The 702-nt window shown below is 64.7% G+C and carries 1 protein-coding gene; it reads left to right on the top strand.

The annotated features are described in order from the left end of the window. Positions 1-94 precede the first annotated feature (94 nt). The coding region (locus RF645_RS13030; RefSeq protein WP_368819248.1) for a hypothetical protein at positions 95-702 on the top strand (608 nt) is incomplete at its 3' end.

A 702-nucleotide genomic window follows, 5' to 3' on the forward strand; every position in this document is an offset into this window, starting at 1 on the left:
ATGTATCCATACAATACACTTTAGTTAGATAGTTGTCTTTATTGGTTTGCCATGTTGTACTTGTCCAACCTCGTAGACCGTCCAGGAGCAACCCATGGCCACCACTCCCCGCCCCTCCACATCCACCGCGGACAGAGCCCTGAGCTCTCTGGGCCACATCGCCCAGACCATCGCAAACCACCCCCTCACCATGTGGGGCATGGCCGCAGCCCTCTGGGCGCTCGGGTTCCTGGGACCCACCCGCCAGGCTGTGAAACTGATGCTTCACCCACTACCTGACGGGCAGCTGCCCTGGACCATCAACCTCGAGGTGGCCGTCGGCACCGCCTTTGTTGCCGTGGTGAACGTGGTACTGACCTGCGCCATGCTGAAAACCTGGGGGTTCTCACTCACCAACGCCGGCATCCTGCCCCGCCGGGACCGCCGGGAGTGGTTCTGGATCCCCGCAGCCTGCCTCATGGCCTGCGGCGCGAACCTCATCAAATCGGTGATGACCGATCGCGCCCTGGCATGGTTCCCCGAGCACACCCACCTCTACCGCTCCCAGGCCACCACCGACGAGGCGCTGCCCAGCCTGCTGGTCACCATGCTCACCGCCGGGCCATCCGAGGAGATCGTGCTGGTGCCGGGCCTGATCCTGCTGCTGGTCGCAGGCCGCTGCCCGCTGTGGCTGGCGACCACCATCGCCGTCGCCGCCCGCAC

Source organism: Kocuria sp. CPCC 205260, assembly GCF_040981045.1.
In the GTDB taxonomy this organism is placed as follows: Bacteria; Actinomycetota; Actinomycetes; order Actinomycetales; family Micrococcaceae; genus Kocuria; species Kocuria palustris.